Source organism: Paraburkholderia elongata, from assembly GCF_013177735.1.
Classification (GTDB): Bacteria; Pseudomonadota; Gammaproteobacteria; order Burkholderiales; family Burkholderiaceae; genus Paraburkholderia; species Paraburkholderia elongata.
The window spans coordinates 13,674-31,660 of record NZ_WOEZ01000293.1; the positions used below are offsets into that span (position 1 = coordinate 13,674).

The 17,987-nt window shown below is 60.4% G+C and carries 12 protein-coding genes and 5 pseudogenes; 9 read left to right on the plus strand and 8 right to left on the minus strand.

The features are described from left to right. Positions 1 to 972 precede the first annotated feature (972 nt). From GNZ13_RS47575 to GNZ13_RS47585, 3 genes and pseudogenes are all read left to right on the plus strand, one after another. Positions 973 to 1,095 (plus strand): annotated as a pseudogene (locus GNZ13_RS47575) (IS6 family transposase); the annotation flags it as partial. Between the two features lie 138 nt (positions 1,096 to 1,233). Further along, positions 1,234 to 1,416: pseudogene (locus GNZ13_RS47580) on the plus strand (transposase); the annotation flags it as partial. Between the two features lie 28 nt (positions 1,417 to 1,444). Further along, on the plus strand, positions 1,445 to 2,167 hold the full coding sequence (locus GNZ13_RS47585) for an IS6 family transposase (RefSeq protein ID WP_172178092.1): 723 nt from the start codon (positions 1,445 to 1,447) through the stop codon (positions 2,165 to 2,167). Positions 2,168 to 2,269: 102 nt separating this feature from the next. Here the strand turns inward: GNZ13_RS47585 and GNZ13_RS47590 are convergent, their stop codons facing one another. From GNZ13_RS47590 to GNZ13_RS47610, 5 genes and pseudogenes are all read right to left on the minus strand, one after another. Further along, positions 2,270 to 3,625: a competence protein CoiA family protein gene (locus GNZ13_RS47590; RefSeq protein WP_172178094.1), complete on the minus strand. Its 1,356-nt coding sequence runs from the start codon at positions 3,623 to 3,625 to the stop codon at positions 2,270 to 2,272. Between the two features lie 242 nt (positions 3,626 to 3,867). Continuing rightward, positions 3,868 to 4,335 (minus strand): hypothetical protein, encoded by a 468-nt coding sequence (locus tag GNZ13_RS47595; protein WP_172178096.1) that lies wholly within the window; start codon positions 4,333 to 4,335, stop codon positions 3,868 to 3,870. A gap of 312 nt (positions 4,336 to 4,647) precedes the next feature. Next, on the minus strand, positions 4,648 to 5,373 hold the full coding sequence (locus GNZ13_RS47600) for an RES family NAD+ phosphorylase (RefSeq protein WP_172178098.1): 726 nt from the start codon (positions 5,371 to 5,373) through the stop codon (positions 4,648 to 4,650). Then, the gene (locus GNZ13_RS47605) at positions 5,333 to 5,719 is read right to left on the minus strand and encodes an MbcA/ParS/Xre antitoxin family protein (RefSeq protein WP_172178100.1); all 387 of its coding nucleotides are present in this window, start codon (positions 5,717 to 5,719) and stop codon (positions 5,333 to 5,335) included. The genes GNZ13_RS47600 and GNZ13_RS47605 overlap by 41 nt, the downstream gene beginning before the upstream one ends. A gap of 467 nt (positions 5,720 to 6,186) precedes the next feature. Then, a pseudogene (locus GNZ13_RS47610) lies at positions 6,187 to 6,612 on the minus strand (transposase); the annotation flags it as partial. Between the two features lie 79 nt (positions 6,613 to 6,691). Between GNZ13_RS47610 and GNZ13_RS47615 the strand changes: the two are divergent. The 3 genes and pseudogenes from GNZ13_RS47615 to GNZ13_RS47625 all read left to right on the plus strand — a co-directional run bounded on the left by GNZ13_RS47615 (position 6,692) and on the right by GNZ13_RS47625 (position 10,724). After that, positions 6,692 to 7,779: pseudogene (locus GNZ13_RS47615) on the plus strand (IS110 family RNA-guided transposase). A 296-nt stretch (positions 7,780 to 8,075) separates the two neighbouring features. Then, positions 8,076 to 8,770 (plus strand): annotated as a pseudogene (locus tag GNZ13_RS47620) (IS110 family transposase); the annotation flags it as partial. A gap of 265 nt (positions 8,771 to 9,035) precedes the next feature. Next, positions 9,036 to 10,724: a phospholipase D-like domain-containing protein gene (locus tag GNZ13_RS47625; protein ID WP_172177469.1), complete on the plus strand. Its 1,689-nt coding sequence runs from the start codon at positions 9,036 to 9,038 to the stop codon at positions 10,722 to 10,724. A gap of 275 nt (positions 10,725 to 10,999) precedes the next feature. Here GNZ13_RS47625 and GNZ13_RS54060 read toward each other — a convergent pair whose 3' ends face one another. Continuing rightward, positions 11,000 to 11,710, minus strand: a complete 711-nt coding sequence (locus tag GNZ13_RS54060; protein WP_172177471.1) for a hypothetical protein — start codon at positions 11,708 to 11,710, stop codon at positions 11,000 to 11,002. A 188-nt stretch (positions 11,711 to 11,898) separates the two neighbouring features. On the opposite strand from GNZ13_RS54060, the gene GNZ13_RS47635 reads away from it, so the two are divergent. Beyond that, positions 11,899 to 12,528, plus strand: coding sequence for a LysE family translocator (locus GNZ13_RS47635; RefSeq protein WP_172177473.1), 630 nt, complete (start codon positions 11,899 to 11,901; stop codon positions 12,526 to 12,528). A 12-nt stretch (positions 12,529 to 12,540) separates the two neighbouring features. Here GNZ13_RS47635 and GNZ13_RS47640 read toward each other — a convergent pair whose 3' ends face one another. After that, entirely contained in the window at positions 12,541 to 13,956 is a 1,416-nt protein-coding gene (locus GNZ13_RS47640) for an aminotransferase-like domain-containing protein (protein WP_172177475.1), read from the minus strand. A 157-nt stretch (positions 13,957 to 14,113) separates the two neighbouring features. On the opposite strand from GNZ13_RS47640, the gene GNZ13_RS47645 reads away from it, so the two are divergent. Continuing rightward, positions 14,114 to 15,442: an aspartate aminotransferase family protein gene (locus tag GNZ13_RS47645; protein ID WP_172177477.1), complete on the plus strand. Its 1,329-nt coding sequence runs from the start codon at positions 14,114 to 14,116 to the stop codon at positions 15,440 to 15,442. 160 nt (positions 15,443 to 15,602) lie between these two features. After that, entirely contained in the window at positions 15,603 to 15,854 is a 252-nt protein-coding gene (locus tag GNZ13_RS47650) for a hypothetical protein (protein WP_115776711.1), read from the plus strand. A gap of 851 nt (positions 15,855 to 16,705) precedes the next feature. Here GNZ13_RS47650 and GNZ13_RS47655 read toward each other — a convergent pair. Then, positions 16,706 to 17,914 (minus strand): ABC transporter substrate-binding protein, encoded by a 1,209-nt coding sequence (locus GNZ13_RS47655; RefSeq protein ID WP_172177479.1) that lies wholly within the window; start codon positions 17,912 to 17,914, stop codon positions 16,706 to 16,708. Between the last annotated feature and the right edge of the window lie 73 nt (positions 17,915 to 17,987).

The window sequence follows — 17,987 nt, forward strand, 5'->3', positions numbered from 1 at the left end:
TAATGTTGTTCCTGAAATACCGGCACGACAAGGCGTGGACATTCACGAAAGAACAAGCCCTACGCCGCGTGTTGTCTACAAAACTGTTCCGCCGACATGCAACGCACACGATTTCATAACCCGATCGATGGCAGCTCCGTACACCGGGTGACCATGGAGCTTGACGTTCAATACTGGGAACAAACTTACGCTGAGAATAAGGCCAGTTTTTGGCAAACGATCGAGTCCTTCGCGAGGCCGCGTCGGCGACTGGCCGTCTGCGATGAGCAAACCAGATTGCCTCGCCGGGCAGTCTGGAAAGCTGGATTTTGACGTTGAAACGTACGCAATTGTGTTAGACAGTTACTTGCATTTTATCCCGTAATATCGCCCGAACGGTGAGCTTTTGCGGGATTGCAAAACTGCGGCAAACGCGACGGGCGTGAATGGGCCATCAACGTTTCTGTTCAACAACCGATCGAGTTTTCCGACCGGCCCCCATCGCGCGTACACGGACTCGCTGCGGGCTAAAGTCGATGTTGATTATTCGCCCGTGAACAACCTCCCCTCTGGATCTGGCCCGCAAGCTGATAGCTCGAACGTGCGAGCCGCCGTCTCGGAAAAACTTTCGCTTGACTATCGATCCCGCGGACGGCTTAGATCCCGATCGCGCTGACGCGCGCCGGTTAGTGTTCATCTCAGCGGCACATTGTTGTGCGAAGGTCATCTGTCGCGCCCATCTTGTGAGAGCTTGTAGAGTTGCCGCCACATGCGCTTCAATTCGAGGTCGGGTAAGCGGACGCGCTCCAGACTTTATCCCGTCCACCCAAAAATGTTGACAAACCGATGGGAGCAGCTTCGCGCGTTGGACTGTCTGTGTTGCAAGGGTATAGCCCCCACCTTCAAGGCGCATCGCAGTGCGGTCGCCGACCACGATCGGCCGGGTTCGGTAGAGATGTGGCGCGGTAGCAGTAGATTCGGTTTGTCTGTTGAGTGCGTTCGTACGTGTCTTATGCGCTAATCCTGCGAAACCTGGAAGAAATGATGGAGCAGCGAGGTATCTCGGTCGATCATTCAACCGTGCATCGCTGGGCCCTCAAGCGGTTGCCGGTGCTGGGTCAGCGTTCGCATCTCCCCCTCGCGATCCGCTTAGTGTTGGCGTGTAAAGCATCGCATAGTCTTCCGTTCCGCCGATAACAGGAAACGTTCGGATATCGGACAGACGATCAAACATCGCTCCGCCGGCTATGTCTCAGGGTCGCATTTGCGGATCAGGGATACACGGGCGAAGAAGCTGCGCAAGCCGCACGCGATGAAGGCATTGAACTGCAGGTGATCAAACTGCAGGAAGCCAAACAGGGTTTTGTACTGCTGCCCCGGCGGTGGGTGGTCGAGCGCAGCTTTGGCGGTTCTGTCGCATTAAGGCGTTGCGGTAAGATCTGGCGACTGAAAATAAGACATCACGATGCTCATGACAAGCAAGACGCCACGCAATGCATTACCTGCAGGGATCGCGAAGGTGCTGAAACGACTGCACTATCCGCTGGACGTGATCCTGCTGTGTGTGCGGTGGTACGTGGCGTATTCGCTGAGCCTTCGCAACCTTGAAGAGATGATGGCCGAACGGGGCTTTGAGGTTGACCATTCGAGCGTGCATCGCTGGGTCATCAAGCTTGTACCGTTGTTCGAGCAAGCCTTTCGCAAGCACAAACGTCCAGTCGGCAAGAGCTGGAGAATGGATGAAACCTATGTCAAGGTGCGCGGTCAGTGGAAGTACTTGTATCGCGCTGTGGACAAGGCTGGAAAGACCGTCGATTTCCTGCTTCGGGCCCATCGTGACAAGGCTGCAGCCCGTCGTTACTTCGAGAAAGCCATCGATCAGAGCGGCGCGCCTGAGAGCGTTACCATGGACAGGAGCGGCGCCAATCTGGCCGCCATCCAGAGCATCAACGCTGAACGGGAAACGACCATCGAGGTCCGTCAGGTCAAGTATCTGAACAACATTGTCGAACAGGACCATCGTGCCATCAAGCACATCATCAAACCCATGATGGGCTTCAAGGATTTCCGGTGCGCTCGCATCATTCTGTCAGGCATCGAAGTGATGCACATGATCAGAAAAGGGCAAATGAAGGACGACGGCATTGCGCGAACCGTCGCCGCTCTGTTCTACTCGCTGGTGGTATAAGTAATCCTAAATATTGGCAAATATTTTTACCTTGTTCACCTTATCGCGACAGAACCCTTTTTATAGCGGACTCTTCTCTTGATACCAAATTCGGCTGCCGTGTCAGAACAAGGCCTCCTGCGCCGCAGAGGCGGGCCTTGGCGGGCCTTCGACTACCAGACCCGCGTCCCTCAAGAACGCGAGCACGCTTCGTGGTGGAGCGTGCAGCTTCCGCGCGAGTACGACGGCGTACCTGCGGACCGGAACACTCGGATGGCAGTCATCGAACGATTCGAGAAGCTCCTGGACAAGTTCGATCGGGACCTTAAGGCCCGCTCGGACAGAGAGCACGCGTAACTGGCTCGCCGTCAGCGTGGCATTAGCCACCCACGTGAGGTCGTCGGCGGCAGCAGGCGGCCTGCAGGTCGCCACCAGGTAGGTCGGCTCCTCGATGTTCTCGATAAAGGGCAACAGAGCACCTCGCTCGACCAGTCCCTGCAAGTAATAAAAGACCGCCATTCTCGCGGCCTTTTCCCGGTCCGGGTCGACCCAATAACGTTCGCTGAGATATCTCAGCACGTCCGATAACGCAACTTCACGCACGGCGGAATCGGTGCTGGCGGGCAAGACAAAATGACCGAACGCATCGGCCTGCCAAACGCGACGATCCACGCCGAACACATCCTCTTCGCGGACTTCGATGTCGACGTCAGCAGGCCACTGGTCACAAGACAATGCCATTTGTGTTTGTAGTACCCCCAACTGTTCCGCGCGGTTCAAGAGCCGGTAGAAGGAATTATCGGCAAAAACGAGAGGTGACGTCCACGACGAAGGCGCCCGCTTTTCCGCGACACCCCCCATAGCCGGGGCGTGCCACTCTTCGCCCGGCAACGGCGGCGAGCATCGCACATCCTTCTCGCCAGCAAAAAGCCAACTTTTGTTCTCAACGGAGTGAAGCAAGCACTGCCGTAAGTCAGCCCACCCGTGGATGCGGGCGGGGTGCGGCAGGCTGACGACCAGCGCGGGTACCTCGAGCTTCTCGACGCGCTCGAGAGACACCGTACGAGGCAATCCAGGAATGGCGATTTCAACGATAAGCTGGCCGTCCGCGGTTTCAGCCAGAAAATCGATCGGAACATGACCGACCTCGATGTCGGCTATAGAGTCGGTCCACTGGATGAGGAGGCTCTGAAAGCGTCTAGCACCCGGCTCCCCGACGGGGACCGGCACCTTGATGAAGCGGCTGTCCAGAAGGACGTGCTGGGCGGCTGCGCGCAACGCATAGTGTGCGGCAAGCCGGCACGTGGTCCGGTATACGTGCGCGAAGTAAGGGAACCCGCTTTTGGGGACTTTGCGCTGCAGTTCTTTGCCACAGGCAACGCAGATATAAGCGGCGCGGCCGGAGGCAAAGCCATCGCTCGCCGCCGCCATATTCGCCGCTGAGCCCCTTGCAAAAACGATGTGCGCAGTGTTGGGCATAGGCAGTACCGGTCCGTTTGCACGCCCCGGTTTTACCGCACATGGGTCGAAATTGCCTAATTTTTAAGCAAAAAAGCGTTGTGAATTTGAGACGCCAGTTGTCGTCATCGCTGGGGCCAACACCCGAGAACTGAGCAGGCTTGTCGGGGATGCCGAGAGCTACCCGTTGCTAGCGGCAAATAAAACAGTCACCACACCGAGCGAATATGTTCACTTGCAGGCCGAGATCGGATAACTTCTCTTCATCCGAGCGCCTCTTTTATTCCCTCCATAAATTGGACGGCCTCATAGTCTCGCACGAGTTTTTCGAAACCGCGGACGACGTCGGCTTCCATCGCGTGAAGGCCTTTTTCGCCGTGAAATTTGGATCTGAAGGCTTGATTGAACCGGTTGTTCAAGTAGGAACTGACTTCCTCAATTTTTTCGGGGCTCCCTGAGTTCGTGAAGAGAACCGACGTGGGTGAAGCAGCGTCATAGAAAAGGTTGTGCCGCCACTTGGGCACAAAGTTCGCGGGCCTCTCGTCGGTAATCCACATAGAACCGATAAGTTGAAGCTTCCCCTTCATGCCCTTAGGCGTTATGAAGGTCCACACCTTGCGCGGCAGCCGCTCCTGAAGTTCAGCTAGCTTGTCGGTATCGGCCCCAACTGTGCCTATACGCCCTTCGTTTACATCCGATACGAAGTCTTTCCAGTAGTAGAAGATGTCCAAATCTACTCCGTTCTCAAATTGACGATTTCGAGTCAAACGCCGGGACGGCCAACTGGGGGCCGACGCTCAGCGATACAGTTCCCAAAGGCGCTTCGAATGACCGGCGCAGCGGGCCTGAGGTGGAACCGGCTCGCGACGGCGGGCAAAAGGAATTTTTAATCTCTTCGGGTCGAATTCCCCGCCGCTCGCGACGTAGGCCGATCGAAGATCGGCAGCTTGGAAAGGCGCCATTCATACCCCGCCCCTTGGGGCGGGGAGCTTGTTGAGCCTGACGTCCCGCGCCGTCAGAGAGCCAATCCGATCCGTCGGCGCTTATTTCCAGAGGCTTGCTGGGAATTCGAACGCCTCAGGCTGCAATACGTCGCTCTTCTGCCAAATCACCCGATCGAGCGTAACTGACAAATTCCACGTTTCAGCGGCAACAGGTTCTTTCTTTGCGAATGCCTTGGGCGTAAGCAGCGCTACGCACCCACCTCTCGCTGGATCACGCACGGATCGATACACGATCGCGTCGATGTGAGCCTCGCGTGCGACCCCGGCAAACGCTTGGCAGTAGCCATGCTCGGTCTTGTTCTCGAACGCATTCTGCTGGCGTAAAAAAGGTGGCCGGCGAAGATCAACCGCGCGTCCCCGAAGCGCCGCCTTGAACAGTGTCTGTGGCAACGTATCGATCGATCCAAGCGACGGCGATTCAGTCAGAAAGCGCCAGCGCCAATAGCCAAGCTCTGCACACGCGGTGCTTTTATCGTAGGCGGCATAAAAGACACCTGGATCGTAAGGTCGACGAAAGCGCGAGCCATACTTGGACGTCGGATATCGAAAGGGCGTGAATAGTAACCAGTGGAGTCCGAGGGCCGCGGCAGGAATCGGAGGTTTCGATGTATCGAGCAACGCTTCTAGCTGAGCCTGTTCCGCCAGACTGTCAACGAGCGACATCGTCGCCACGCGATGTTGAGCCTCGACAGCACGCCAGGTATCCTCGATAAGTTCGCGAGCCTCAGATGCGACCTCGGTAGAGGTCCAAGTATTCGACGACATTAACGAGTCCCTGAGCGGAGCGGATGAGATCGATTGGTCTCGCATTTAGCGCGGTATTCTCGCCCGTCAGCCATGCTTGAGCTTTCTCGCCTGGACCCACGATGGCATCGAGTGAACGAAACAATCGCACCAGCAATAACGCCAACTCCCATTCTTTGCCTCGTGATTGCTCAAGTTGGTATGTGCCCGCGACAAGTCGCGAGACGGAAGACGTACTGAGTCCGAGCACTTCGGCTAGCGTCGCTTGGCTTATGCGTAGAGCGGCCGCCGCGCGCACCGCCGCTTTAGAAAGCGTGGCGGCCGGCGTTGGACCGACCGCTGCATGATCTCGCGTTGTCGATGCCATGGTAGCCTCCTATTTCTACAGAAATACTATCACGGTATGATTTCTACAGCAACTTAAACAGGTAGCGTGTGTGGACCTCACGGCGTGGAAGCGGCCAATTTGACATAAGGCAGAGGGTTTTTTGGTTGGCGATCGCGGCTACGAACCTGTGAGCAAGACCCGATGAGGTCTGGCCGCGATCGGTAACCAAAAAACCGTTTGTGCTGAACCGCTCCACAGGCGGTCGCCTCTATGGGCATTGAATGGCCACCGGGGTCATCCAGTGCGCGCCACTCACGTTGGCCCGGCACCGGACGACGATGAAGCGGAGTGGATGAGTGCGTGAGGCTGGTGCGAGCGTTGGGTTGGCGAGGTCAGGGGTGCCGGTGGCGGCGCGTTTCCCTGCTGCAAGGACCCGATGACGCAAGGCCGGGCGCGTCGCCATGCGGAATGCATGGCAACATGATCGGTCGTGGTGCGAACGCGAATCAGTGAACATGGTGAGCAGGTGGCGGCGCACGCGGCAGTGCACCGGGCAGGAAGGTTTCGATGCAGACCATGTGACCCTTGCCGCAGACAGGGCAATCGCGCAGGGACTTGCCGGTGAGTCGCTGGTAACGGTCGCGATAGTCTTGCATCGGGTCAGGTATTTGGTCCGTGGGAGCTACGACGCCGAGCAGCCGGCGGCAGGTGGCGAGTTTGGCGGTGCGGTGGCGATTGGCCAGCAGGCCGTAACTGCGGATGTGTTTGAAGCCATCGGGCAGCACATGCAGCAGGAAGCGGCGAATGAATTCGTCGGCCTCAAGCGTCATGGTCTTCGGTGCGGCGGGATGTTTGTAGTCTTTCCACCGGAAGGTGACGTGGCCGTCGTCGAAGCTGACCAGCCGGTTGTTCGAGATGGCCACGGAATTAGTAAGGACTTTCCCGATCTCGTGGCATAGCGATATGCCAGGATGGTTGGTGCTGGGCAACCCATCTGAAAAGGGGAAAGTCATGGACAAGATTACTCGTATCGGCGTGGATCTGGCCAAGAACCTGATCCAGTTACACGGCGTCGACAGCATGGAGCGCGTAGTGGTCAGGAAAGCAATCACCCGGCAGAAGTTTCTAGAATGGTTTGCGAACCTCGAGCCGTGTCTGGTCGCGATGGAAGCGTGCAGTGCAGCCCACTACTGGGCGCGCAAGCTGCGCGCGCTTGGCCAGATGTCCGCCTGATCGCGCCGCAGTTCGCCGCGCCGTACCGCAAAGGCGGTAAGCACGTGAAGAATGACAGGCTCGATGCCGAGGCGATCTGCGAGGCCGCGAGCCGACCGCACATGCGCTTCGTGGCGGTCAAAACGGCGGACCAGCAAAACGTGCTGGTGGTGCACCGAATGCGCAGCGGTTTTGTTGAGGAGCGCACGGCGCTGGTCAACCGACTGCGCGGTGAGCTGGTCGAGTTCGGCGTGTTCCTGCCGCAAGGCATCGACGCATTTCGTGCCCACTTCGTCGAGGCACTGGAGGACGGGACCCCCACTGAACTGAACGGTGTCGCGCGCACTGCGCTACTGCGAGGCTGGAACCACATTCAGGCCCTCGATCAGCAAATCATCTGGTGCGACGCGCAAATCGCCGCGCAGGTGAAGCACGACAGCAATGCGCAGCGCGTCATCGCGGTCATCGGCATCGGGCCGCTCACCGCGTCGGCCGCGGTGGCAACCGTCGGCGACGCCCGCCTGTTCAACAACGGCCGGCAATTTGCCGCCTGGCTCGGCACGGTGCCCAAACAGGCGAGCAGCGGCGGCAAGACCCGGCTGGGCCGCATCACCAAACAGGGCAACACGTATCTGCGCACACTGTTATTCCAGGGCGCGCGCTCGGCCGTAACGAGCGCTCATCGACGAACCGATCGGCTGTCGCGCTGGATCGTTCAGCTCCAGGCACGGGTAGGCTGGTATCGCACGCTGGTGGCCGTCGCGAACAAACATGCGCGCATCCTCTGGGCGATTCTGGCCAAAGGCGAGCGCTTCGATCCCTCGTATGTGCCGACTCGCCTAGCGCCCGCTGGCCGTGACACTGTAACCGCAAGATCAGATAGATGAGTGATGAAGCGTAAGTCCGTTCAACCGACAAGGGGGAACTTGGCACACAAGGATGCAATAGGAATGGATAGCGACAGGTCAGACCGGCAGCGGGCGAACTCGAACACCCCTCAGGCGCTACATCGTATGTATTCGCCGTGATCCGGATGGAGTCCTGCTGCGCGGTTACTATCCGGGCCCGGGCAGCGCAACGATAGTGCCCAACAAGGCCGCTTATAGATCCTATGAGAATCCGGGCGCGGCGAGAGACTGATGCCTACAATCAGCATCGCGAGGCTACTGTAGAGGAGATGATCATGGGCAACGACCAGGGATATCAGTTGGGTACTGACGAAATCGTGCTGGCTGTCTCACTCGAGCTCGCGGCCAGGAAGTGGAAGGTCGCGCTGCACGACGGCCAGCGCGAGCGGCCCGCCGTCCACACGGTCGACCAGCCGCACGCCGCAGCGCGCCTGCAGGCCGTGCTGGCCCTCATCGACCAGCACAAGGACAGGTGGTCCCTGCCGGCCGACGTGCGCATCGTCGTGTGCTACGAGGCCGGTCAGGATGCGTTCTGGATCTGGCGTGCGCTACAGGCCCACGGCATTGAGTGTTACGTCGTGGATCCGGCGAGCATCCCGGTCCAGCGTCACAAGCGGCGTGCGAAGACCGACCGGCTTGACGCGATCAAGCTCGTCATCAACCTGCGCGCATGGCTGCACGGCGAGCGCGACCGCATGCACGTGGTTCACGTGCCGTCCGCGCAGGATGAAGCGTCGCGCCACCTGATGCGCGAACGCGGGCAGCTGCAGAAGGAAGTGCTGCAGCACCTCGACCGCATGCGCAAGCTGCTGGCCACGCTCGGCTGCTGGGAAGACGTCGCGCATCGCGCCTTTGCCGAACGGCTGGCGCACGACGAGGTGCGGTGTCACGACGGCACGCCCCTGCCGCCGGACTGCGCGAGCGGCTGCTGCCTAAGGACACAGACCTCGAATTGCAGCAAATGTTGGCGCGCGGTAAGTATGCGTTCAGGCTTGCCAGGCTGGCGAGCGCAATAACCCGTGCTCGCCAGCCTTCGCCAGCATATTGGACCCTTCGCCGCGTCAAGGGTCCCGCTGGCGCCAGGCTTTGGCCTGCCCTTGACCCGATACGCGCTCCCGCACGTGAGGCGCAGAAGGAAGCTGACCGATGATCCGTGACCCAGTTCGCGAAAGGCCTTGACAACTTACTGCTCATAGAAGGCATGAGCCATTCCGTCCTCACCAGGGAGACATGTCATGCTGACCGCTTGCGCTGGAATTGTGCCGCAATCCGCTGCCGCACCTTACGCCGACGATGGCAGCGCCGCGCAGCCGCAAACCCCTCAGACCAGCCCTGACCTCGCGCCAATCGACATCCGGGCCATGCTCGACACGCACGCCGAATCGTTCCGGCACGCGGGCGTGCTGTCCGTGCGCAGCGGCTTGCAATGGCCGGCATCTGGACGCGCTGCCACGCGTGCCATCGTCGTGACCGTCATGGCGGACAAGCTGGCCACGCTGCAAGCCGCGCTGCCCAAGCAGATCGACGGCGTACCCGTCGATGTACGCGCGGCAGACGCGATGGAATCGATGCAAGCGCTCGACCCTTCACGATATTGCGCACTGGCGGAAGCCCGCCACGAACTGCGGCAGCCCTATTTCGCGGACCAGGTGTTCTTCGACAAACAAGGCAACCCACTTGCGAGTCCGCCTGCACCGCTCATCGCATTCGCTGCCGCCAGCACGCGCAAACAAGAGATTCCGTACACGCCGGCGCCCGGCGCGAGTCTCGATTCGGTGACGGAGCAGGTCTCTTTGGTACTGCATGCGAGTCCCGATGCCGGGTGGGCGGAGCTATCGAAATTCATCGCCGGCGTTCGCGAAGAACTGGTGGTCGGCATGTATGACTTCACCTCCGCGCACATTCTCACCACAGTTGAGGCCGCGCTTGCCGACGGCAAAAAGCTGACGCTCACGCTCGACCATCCCGCGAAGAATCCCACGGCCGATCAGACCGACGAGCAAACGCAGACCGATCTCTCGACCCGGCTCGGCGAGCGCTTCGCCGGCACGTGGGCACTCACCAATGCCGACCCGAAGGCACCCGTCTGGATCTATCCGAACGCGTATCACATCAAGGTCGCCGTGCGCGAAGACGATACTTTCTGGCTCTCTTCGGGCAACTGGAACAACAGCAATCAGCCGGAGATCGACCTGTCGGACGTGGCGGCCGCGCGCAAGCTCGCCGAGACACATGATCGCGACTGGCATGTGATCGTCACGAGCAAGGCGTTGGCGAGCACGTTCCGCGCATTCCTGCAGCACGACTATACGGTCTCTCACAACGCGATTCTTGAGGCTAAGGCACAGCGCATGACTGTTCCGGGAGCCGGAGCCGCTGCTCTCGACGTTCCGATCGAAGCGTTTGCTGCCGGCAAGGCTCCGCACCAGTTCTTCGCGCCGAAGACCTTGACTGACACTGTGACGATCCAGCCGCTACTCACACCCGATAACTATCAGCCTCATGTTTTGGCGCTCATCGAGTCCACGCAGCAGCACTTTTACATGCAGACTCAATATATCCATCCGAGCGGACGCCCTGACGATGCAGAACATGACGCACTGATTGCGGCGCTGAAGGCGCTCATCGATCGCGGACTCGACGTGCGTCTGATCACCAGCCAGTTTCAGAATGACGCGTGGGTCGAGAAGCTGATCGCGGCGGGTGTGCCGTCGTCCGTGCTGCGCCGGCAGGCGAACGTTCACAACAAGGGTATCGTTGTCGACGGAAATGTCGTTCTGGTCAGCAGTCAGAACTGGTCGGCGGACGGCACGCTGCGCAATCGCGATGCGGGCCTGATCATTCATAGCGCCGATGCCGCGGCTTATTTCGAGCAGATTTTCCTGCACGACTGGAATTATCTGGCTTCGCCGGTGGGGAGCTGAGGGAACTCTCGAAGCGTCTGGCCAGTTCTGAAAACCGGCTCTGCGAAACGGACGTGACACAACGTGGCAGCAGTCACGCCACGAAACGGATTCGTCAGGCAACCCGCGGCCCGACGTAATTTGACCGTCACCTTCCAGCAATATGGCGATGTAATGATGATGCTTCGTACCCGCCCTAGCGGCTCGAGAACTTGCAGCCGGATGCGCTGCAGTCCGACACCGCCCGGGCGGGCACGAATTGATTCAAACCTTGCATCGAACCATGATGCCGGGGTTTAGCCATTCGCTGGACGCCCCGTCTTCACCGTCTCGAGCGACGACACTGCGGCAAGCAGGCGCTGCGGCGCTGCCGACTCCAGCATCATCAACCCTGCTCGCAACAGCTCGCTCTTCTTGACCGATACGCCGGCGTCGAGGCACTTCTGCTTGAGAGAAGCAATCTTGTCGTAGTCCGATTTCGGCATCGTGAAGCTGTCGCGCACGACTTTCTCTTTCTTCGGCTGCTTGGCTTTCTTTGCTTCGGGAGCGCTGACCGGCGCGGCTTCGGCAGTTGCCGAACGCTTCGCTTTGGCTGCCTTCTTGACAGCAGGCGCTGCTTCCGTGGTTGCTGAGCGCTTCGCTTTGGCCGCTTTCTCGACGACAGGGGCCGCTTCCGCAGCTGCCGAGCGCTTCGCTTTGGCAGCTTTCTTGGCGGCGGGCTTCGCTTCCGCAGTCGCCGCGCGCTTCGCTTTGGCTGGTTTCTCAGCGGTGGGCTTCGCTTCCGCGGTCGCCGCACGCTTCACTTTTTTGGCTGCTTTCTTGACGGCAGGCGTTGCTTCCGCGGCGGCCGCGCGCTTCGCTTTGGACGCCTTTTCGACGACAGGCGCCGCTTCTGCCGGCTGTTCCGGCGCGACTGCGGGCTCGGCGCCATTTACCCCGTGCTTGGACGAGCTCTTAGGGAAATGGAACGCCTTCTTGGTGTGCTCTTTAGTGACGGGTGTTGTCATGTGGTTCTCCGCGTTGATAACTGTATAAACAGTATATACCGTTTATTTCGCTATCGAAGCCTCGGTTCCGATGCGAACCTCAACCCGTCACCTGTACCGGACAGCATCCCACAAACCGTACAGGTACTGTACCGGAATGGTTCGCTAGAATGCTCCAAAGGTCCTATTGGCCGCCACCGGAGCCACCCATGTCCTACCTCAGCCTCAGCCTTAGCGCGCTGCCCGCCGGCATTCTGTTCGCGCTCGTCACGACCATCACGCCTGGTCCGAACAACACGATGTTGCTGGCCTCGGGCGTCAACTTCGGCTTTCGCCGCACACTGCCGCATGTTTCCGGCATCAGCGCCGGGGTCGTGCTGTTGATGTTGTCGGTTGGGATTGGTCTGGGCGAAGCCTTCGTGCACTTTCCCGTGCTGTACACGGTGCTCGAAGTCGCGAGCGTCGCGTACCTGCTGTATCTCGCGTGGAAAATCGGCACGTCGGGCGAGCTGAAGGTCAAGAAAGGCGATCGCCGGCCCATGAAGTTTTATGAAGCCATCGCGTTCCAGTGGGTCAATCCGAAAGCATGGATGATGGTGCTGACCGCCGCCACGACGATCCACCTGAGCGAGAGCTACAGCATGAACGCCATCGCGATGGCGGTGATCTTCTACGTGATCGGTTTTCCGTGCATCTGCCTGTGGGCCGGTTTCGGCACTGCGATGCGGCGCGTGCTGTCGGATCCAAAGCGGCTGCGCATTTTCAATGTGGCGATGGCGCTGCTGCTGGTGCTCTCGCTGTATCCGATCGTGCTGAAGCTGCTCGGCCAGTCCACTTAAGGTTGAGCACAGCTAGATCGCGCCCTGCCCGACTCGCTCGATGAAGCGCCACAACGCGTCGTCGGTCGAGTACGGGGCGTTGAAACGGAACCAGGCGCTCGGGGCATCGTCGGGACGGAAGTAGGAGCCGGGCGCGAGCCAGATGCCATGCGCGAGCGCGGCGGTCGCCACTTCCCCCGCGCGCTCCGCTTCGATCGGCAGCTGCGCCCACAGGAACAGGCCGGCTCGCGGCCGGTGAAACAGTTCGAGGCCGAGTGAATCGAGCCGCTCTTCGACGGTCGCATGCGCGAGCTTGAGCCGCTCGTTCACGGCTTCGACGTGACGCGCATAGCGCCCTTCGAGCAACACCTTGTCGACGATCCGCTCGATCGCTTCCGACGAGGTCAATCCCACCGCCATTTTCGTGCGCGCCAGCTCGCGCAACACCGCCCGCTCGGCGACCACATAGCCGCAGCGCAGCCCCGGCGTCACCGTCTTCGAAAAACCGCCAACGTAGAGCACACGCTGCAAGCCTTCCATTGCGGCGAACAATGGCGCGCCGGGCGGCGCCAGTTCGCGGCTGACATCGTCTTCGATCACCCACATGCGCTGACGCTCGGCGATCTGCAACAGACGGAACGCCGCCGACATGCCGAAGGTCGCGCCGGTCGGATTCTGCAGCGTGGTGTTGACGAAAATCGCCTTCGGATTGTGCTGCGCGACCAGCGCTTCGAGTACGTCGGTATCGACGCCGGCCGGGGTGCGCGGCACCCCATGCACCACCAGCCCCGCCAGCTTGAGAATTTGCAGCAGATTGCAATAACCCGGATCTTCGACGATCACGGCGTCGCCGGCGCGTAGCAGCGTGCGGACGATCAAATCCAGCCCTTGCGTCGCGCCCTGGGTGAGCAGCACGTTGGAGACGTCGACCGGCAACCCGCGCCGGTCGAGTTGCTCGGCGATCCGCTCGCGCAGCGGCGCGAAGCCGTACGGATGCCCGTAGTCGCCGAGCCGCGCCGCCGGCACCCGGCTCATCGCACGCAGCGCATGCTGCAGACCCGTCTCGTTGATCCACTCGTTCGGCAGCCAGCCGCCGCCCGCCTTGATCGGCACCGAATGGTCGGCGAACACATCGGACAGCAGCCAGGTCGCGGTCAGGCTCGGCGGTTGCCAATCGGTCGGGGCGGCCCGCGCGGACTGCAAGCGCGCCGCCACGCGGTAACCGGACCCGCGCCGCGCCACCACGAGGCCCATCGAAACAAGACGGTTGTACGCTTCGGTGACGGTGAAGGTGCTCAGCTCGTGGCTTTGCGCCAACTGCCGCACCGACGGCAACAGCGCGCCGGCGCGCAGCGACTGCGCCTCGATGGCGCGCGCGAAGCCCTGCACGACCTGCTCGACGAGCGTGGGAGCGGCGCGCCGGTCGCGCTCAAGTTGTAGTTCGATCATGATCGGGAGTGAGGAGTCGACACAGTTATCGCAATTCCACCAACACAGTTAGCGCCACACTGCGTCAACTGTTTATGCCGCCATTAAACCGCGAACGCTACAGTTTTGGCTACGCCCCGAAGGAAGTCCCCTTGGGGGACCACTTCGAGGAAAAACCATGACTTCGCGCCCCGTCATCGACGACCTGTCGTCTTTCTGGATGCCCTTTACCGCCAACCGCCAGTTCAAGGCCGCGCCGCGCCTGCTGGAATCGGCCAAGGGTATGTACTACCGCACCACGGACGGGCGTGAAGTGCTCGACGGCTGCGCCGGCCTCTGGTGCGTGAACGCCGGCCACGGCCGCGACGAAATTGTCGCTGCGATCACCCAGCAACTGTCGACGCTCGATTTCGCGCCCACCTTCCAGATGGGCCACCCGCTGGCATTCGAAGCGGCCACGAAAGTCGCCGAACTGATGCCGGACGGCCTCGACCGGATCTTCTTCACGAACTCCGGCTCGGAATCGGTCGACACCGCCCTGAAAATCGCGCTGGCGTACCACCGTTCGCGTGGCGAAGGCCAGCGCACACGTCTGATCGGCCGCGAGCGCGGCTATCACGGCGTGGGCTTCGGCGGCATTTCGGTCGGCGGCATCGCGCCGAACCGCAAGACGTTCTCCGGCGCGCTACTGCCGGCGGTCGACCACCTGCCGCACACGCATAACCTTGAACACAACGCGTTTTCGAAAGGCCAACCCGCCTGGGGCGCCCATCTCGCCGACGAACTCGAGCGCATCGTCACGCTGCACGACGCGTCGACCATCGCCGCCGTGATCGTCGAACCCGTGGCCGGCTCGACGGGCGTGCTGATTCCGCCGCAAGGCTATCTGCAGAAGCTGCGCGAAATCTGCACGAAGCACGGCATCCTGCTGATTTTCGACGAAGTGATTACCGGTTTCGGCCGTGTCGGCAAGGCGACGGCGAGCGAATACTTCGGCGTGACGCCGGACCTGATCACGATGGCCAAGGCGATCAACAACGCCGCGATCCCGATGGGCGCGGTGGCCGCGAGCCGCACGATCCACGACACGATCGTCAACAGCGGCGCACAGGGCGCGATCGAGCTGTTCCATGGCTACACGTATTCGGCCCACCCGGCTGCGGCCGCTGCCGCAGTTGCGACGCTCGACCTGTATCGCCGCGAAGGCCTGTTCGAGCGCGCGGCGACAATGGCGCCGAAGTTCGAAGCCGCTGCTCACTCGTTGCGCGGTGCGAAGCATGTGAAGGACGTTCGCAACCTCGGCATGATCGCGGGCGTCGAACTCGAGTCGCGCGACGGCGCGCCGGGCGCGCGTGCTTACGAAGCCTTCGTGAAGTGCTTCGAGGCGGGCGTGCTGGTGCGCTTCACCGGCGATATCCTCGCGTTCTCGCCGCCGCTCATCATCGACGAAGAGCAGATCGCGCACATCTTCAAGACGGTGGGCGACGTGTTGGCGACGGTGCAGTAAGACTGCAGGCGAGATGCGGCGCGCGTGGGGTGCGCGCGCCGTATTGTTGCGACGCAGCGGAGCTTCAGGAAATTGCCTTGTAGTGCTCGCGCCTGCCGTCTGGACGGCGTATGGTAATGGCAAGGGTTGGCGCCGTGGTCCGGCCCGACGGGAGACGGCCATGAAGATACCTACCGTTCGCGCGGGCGCGCATATCGAAGGCGTGCATTGGATTGCCGAGTACGCTGAAGACGTTCACGAGATTCGCGTGTTTCGCGAAGGCCAGGAAGTGGATGTGCATAATGCGCCGTCCACGTTGTTTGGCGATGAGGAAAATTCGGGGTCGAAGAGTACCGCTGATCATCGGGCTGTGGAAGCCGCTGTGCTGGCTTATTTGAGGCGGTTTGTGATTGAGCATGATGCGGAGGAGTAATGTTTTTTTTGCCTGCGCGGCGCTTTTTGTCTGTGCTTTTATGGCGTTGGCCTTTCCTTGATTTGCTATTGGTCTATTAGTGTCGCCCCTGTGCGGGGCAGGCACTTACTTTCTTTGCCGCCGCAAAGAAAGATAAGCAAAGAAAGCGGCTCGAACCCCCTGCTAAGCGGGTCCCTCGCGCAGTTGCGGTAGTGGTGCATCTAGAATCCGTGTTCTCGCACACTCCGCGCTAGTGACAAGGCAATCATGCTTCCCGCCTCGCACTATGTGCTCGCCGGAAGGGTTCACCATGCAAACCAATGGCTTCGTTTAGTCATGGTGGGGGCCATCGGCTTCGCCTCGGCGATGCGCTGCAAATACCGGATGGCTTGGGGTGTGCCGCTGGGCGCATCAAGCAGCTAGCTGTCGCTAGCACCCCCTAACGCCTGAAGCAGTTATTGGTCTAATGAAGCAGCAGCGAGCGCACCGATAGCGGGTGAGTTGCCGAATAGTCGCGGCGTGTCGGCAGCGGCGCGCGGTTTGACGAAGTACTACCGAACATCGGCAACAGCGTACGGTTTGATGAAGTACCGTGTCGGCGCGCGCAGCGCCGCCGGAAGTATGACTGCCTTGTCACTCACGCTGAATGTGCGAGAACACAGATTCCAGATGCACCACTACCGCGACTGTGCGAGGAACCCGCTTAGCAGGGGTTTTTAGCCGCTTTCTCTTGCCTACTTGTCTTTGCGGCGGCAAAGAGAAGTAGGTGCCCGCCCCGCACAGGGGCGACGCTAATAAACCAATATCAATTCAAGGAAAGGCCAACACCGCAGGCATACAGGCGAACAAGCGCCGCGCAAGCAAAAACAACCTTAGTCAGCAGGCCTCAACTTCTTAACATCCGCATCCGACGGCTCCACACTAGCGCCGTCAATATACCGATAGGAAGTCATCACACCCTTGCCGTCCTTGAGACCGGTGACACCGACAAAAGCCCCCATCGTCGACTGATTGTCCTGCGCCCGATAAGTAATCGGCCCGAAGGGCGTATCTACCCCAAGTCCCTTGAACGCCGCAGCCAGCTTATCCGAATCAGTAGAACCGGCCTTCTTGATCCCCGCCGCGATCGACATCAACGCCGAATACCCCACCACCGACCCCAGCCTCGGATAATCGTGGTACTTCGCCTGATACGCATCCACAAACTTCTTGTTCGCCGCCGTATCGATCGAATACCACGGGTAACCCGTCACGATCCAGCCAGTCGGCGCCTCCGCACCCAACGGGTCGAGATAGTCTGGCTCACCCGTCAGCAACGACACCACACTGCGATCCTTAAACAACCCACGCGTATTGCCCTCGCGCACAAACTTGCCAAGATCGGCGCCAAACAGCACGTTGAAAATCGCATCCGGCTTCGCATCGGCAATCGCCTGCGACACCGCGCCTGCATCGACATTACCCAGCGGCGTCGCCTGCTCGGCGACAAACTCCACATCAGGCTGCGCCGCCGTCATCAGCTTCTTGAACGTCGCCACCGCCGATTGCCCGTACTCGTAGTTCGGATACACCAGCGCCCAGCGTTTCTTTTTCAGCTTCACCGCCTCGGGCACCAGCATCGCCACCTGCATATACGTCGAAGGACGCAACCGGTACGTGTATTTATTGCCGTCGGCCCAAACAATCTTGTCAGTCAACGGCTCGGCCGCCAGGAAGAAAATCTTCTTCTGCTTCGCGAAGTCGGTCAGCGCGAGACCCGTGTTCGACAGGAAACCGCCGAACAGCAATTGCACCTGCTCACGCGCAATCAACTCCTGCGCGACGCGGATCGTGTCGCCCGGATTGCCGTTGTCGTCGCGCGACACCACTTCGAGCTGTTTGCCGAGTACGCCGCCCGCCGCGTTCACCTGTTCGAGCGCGAGATTCCAGCCGTTCTTGTAAGGACCGAGAAAGGCAGGCTGCGCCTTGTAGCTGTTGATTTCGCCGATCTTGATGGTCTGCTGGGCGCTCGCGCCGAAGGCCGCGAGCGATAGAACCGTTGAAACCGTGAGGCGAGAGATCCATCCTGCGCGCGTGGTCATGCGTTTCTCCGTTATCAAAAGGATTGCGGGAATGCGGTCGTTCTTATCAAGCGTTCAAGCGTCTCGCGATTCG

What these genes read in the sequence shown, in the direction of transcription:
- GNZ13_RS47645 (WP_172177477.1), top strand. Translation starts at nt 14,114, where the DNA reads ATGACTTCGCGCCCCGTCATCGACGACCTGTCGTCTTTCTGGATGCCC.
- GNZ13_RS47625 (WP_172177469.1), top strand. Translation starts at nt 9,036, where the DNA reads ATGCTGACCGCTTGCGCTGGAATTGTGCCGCAATCCGCTGCCGCACCT.
- GNZ13_RS47605 (WP_172178100.1), bottom strand. Translation starts at nt 5,719, where the DNA reads ATGGCATCGACAACGCGAGATCATGCAGCGGTCGGTCCAACGCCGGCC.
- GNZ13_RS47635 (WP_172177473.1), top strand. Translation starts at nt 11,899, where the DNA reads ATGTCCTACCTCAGCCTCAGCCTTAGCGCGCTGCCCGCCGGCATTCTG.
- GNZ13_RS47585 (WP_172178092.1), top strand. Translation starts at nt 1,445, where the DNA reads ATGCTCATGACAAGCAAGACGCCACGCAATGCATTACCTGCAGGGATC.
- GNZ13_RS47650 (WP_115776711.1), top strand. Translation starts at nt 15,603, where the DNA reads ATGAAGATACCTACCGTTCGCGCGGGCGCGCATATCGAAGGCGTGCAT.
- GNZ13_RS47590 (WP_172178094.1), bottom strand. Translation starts at nt 3,625, where the DNA reads ATGCCCAACACTGCGCACATCGTTTTTGCAAGGGGCTCAGCGGCGAAT.
- GNZ13_RS47640 (WP_172177475.1), bottom strand. Translation starts at nt 13,956, where the DNA reads ATGATCGAACTACAACTTGAGCGCGACCGGCGCGCCGCTCCCACGCTC.
- GNZ13_RS54060 (WP_172177471.1), bottom strand. Translation starts at nt 11,710, where the DNA reads ATGACAACACCCGTCACTAAAGAGCACACCAAGAAGGCGTTCCATTTC.
- GNZ13_RS47655 (WP_172177479.1), bottom strand. Translation starts at nt 17,914, where the DNA reads ATGACCACGCGCGCAGGATGGATCTCTCGCCTCACGGTTTCAACGGTT.
- GNZ13_RS47600 (WP_172178098.1), bottom strand. Translation starts at nt 5,373, where the DNA reads ATGTCGTCGAATACTTGGACCTCTACCGAGGTCGCATCTGAGGCTCGC.